The organism is Cellulosimicrobium composti (assembly GCF_010287905.1).
GTDB lineage: Bacteria > Actinomycetota > Actinomycetes > Actinomycetales > Cellulomonadaceae > Cellulosimicrobium > Cellulosimicrobium composti.
This window is the reverse complement of the sequence record NZ_JAAFAN010000140.1, coordinates 1-1446: the sequence shown is the minus strand read 5'-3', so window position 1 is coordinate 1446 and position 1446 is coordinate 1. Positions and strand designations below refer to the sequence as shown.

Genomic DNA, 1446 nt, shown 5'->3' with positions numbered 1-1446 from the left:
CGCGACGAACGCCCCGCGGTCGCCCGCGGTGACGCACACGGCGCCGACCCCCCAGGCCTCCGCGAGCGCCCGGGCGAGGCCGCCCGGGTCGTCGGCGCGCACGTCGAGCCCCAGGGCCTCCGCGGCCCCGAGCGCCTCGGCGAGGTTGGGCGTGACGAGCGCGGCGCCGGGCACGGGGTCGCCGCCGCGCGGGTGCGGGTCCCACACGAGCGTCCGGGTGCGCGCGGCGTGCGCGAGCGCGTCGCGCACGGGCCCCGCGTGCGTGGTGCCGGCGCCGTAGTCGGAGACGAGCACGACGTCGGCGGGCGCGAGCGCGGTGCGGACCGTGGTCCCGGGCACGTCGTCGGGGCGAGCGGGACCGCCGTCGTCGACGCGGACGACGGTCTGCCCGCCGGAGCGCACGCGGGTCTTGCGGCGCGTCGTGCCCACCTGGGGGAGCGCGACGACGTCGACGTGCGGGCGGAGCAGGGCGCGCAGCTCGACGCCGGCCCGGTCGTCGCCGAACGGGGCGACGAGGCGCACGTCCGCGTCGTCGGCCGCGAGCAGCGCGGTGAGGCCCGCGCCGCCGGGGCTGCGGCGCACGCCGAGGGTGTCCACGACCGGCACGGGGCCGTCGGGGGAGAAGCGCGTCACCTGCCCGTCGACGTCCCGGTCGAGGAGCACGTCGCCGACCACGACGACGCGCGGCCCCCCGGTCGGGGCCGGCGCGGGCACGGGGGCGGGCTCGTCGCCCGGCCCGCTCGCGTCGGCCGCACCGGGGGCCTCGCCGCGCGCCGCCGCCTCGCGGTGGCGCACGTGCGCGTCGACCGCGGCGCACAGCGCGTGCACGACGACGAGGTGGAGCTCCTGGACGGACGACGTCGACGCGCCGTGCAGCGCGAGGACGTCGTCGCACGCGGCGGCGAGCGCGCTGTCCCGCGGTCCCGTGAGCGCCCACGTGGTGAGGCCGAGCTCGCGTGCGCGACGGGCCGCCGCGACGACGTTCGCGCTCTCGCCGGACGTGGACAGCAGCACGAGCACGTCGCCCGGGCGCCCGTGGGCGGCGACCTGGCGCGCGTACATCTCGCCGATGCCGTAGTCGTTGACGATCGCCGTGAGGCTCGACGTCTCGGCGTGGAGGCTGATGGCCGACAGCGGCGTGCGCTCGCCGTCGAAGCGGCCCACGAGCTCGGCGGTGAGGTGCTGGGCCTCCGCCGCGCTGCCGCCGTTGCCCGCGACGAGCAGGCGGCCGCCCGCGAGCGCCGTGGCGGCGAGCCGCTCGCCCCACGCGTCGATCCGTGCGGCCTCGGCGACGAGCAGGTCGAGCCCGTCGTGCAGGTCGGGTGCGTGCGCGGCGAGCCAGCGGCGCGCGGCGTCGCGGGGGGCGCCGGGCGCGCGGCCGTCGTCGCTGCCGGGGCGCGTCACGGTGCGCTCACCGCCCGCAGCGGCGCGTGCGCGGTGGCGACC

At 80.4% G+C, this 1446-nt stretch carries 1 protein-coding gene; it reads right to left on the bottom strand.

Features of this window, described 5'->3' with window-relative positions; genetic code table 11:
• A partial coding sequence (locus GYH36_RS19040) for an SIS domain-containing protein (protein ID WP_203232052.1) occupies nucleotides 1-1404 on the bottom strand: 1404 nt, incomplete at its 3' end.
• Nucleotides 1405-1446: the final 42 nt, after the last annotated feature.